1 protein-coding gene is annotated in these 245 nt (G+C 53.1%); it reads left to right on the top strand.

Annotated elements, in window-relative coordinates:
• On the top strand, positions 1-213 hold a 213-nt coding region (locus tag N7568_RS24990), incomplete at its 5' end, for a hypothetical protein (RefSeq protein WP_261612330.1).
• Positions 214-245: the final 32 nt, after the last annotated feature.

Below are 245 nucleotides of genomic sequence, written 5' to 3'. Positions count from 1 at the left end.
AACATGACCCTCTCCTGGTATCTCGGAGATGGCAGCGTCAATGACCATCGGTTCATGGCGGAGTGCATCCGCAAGCTTCAGCACGAAACGAAATCCACGAGTATTCTCCTATCCGGCAGCTCGGGTGGCGGATTCACTGCACTTCAGGTTGCCTCATACCTGCCGGTTTATGTCGCATTGGTCTTCAACCACAAAACAGACGTAAGGGAATAATTCGGGACAAGCGCCGATGTTGCCCTATCCAC

Origin of the sequence: Paenarthrobacter aurescens (assembly GCF_025421775.1) — a bacterium.
Classification (GTDB): domain Bacteria; phylum Actinomycetota; class Actinomycetes; order Actinomycetales; family Micrococcaceae; genus Arthrobacter; species Arthrobacter aurescens_B.
The sequence above is the reverse complement of the archived record's forward strand: the minus strand, read 5'-3'. Positions and strand labels throughout refer to the sequence as shown.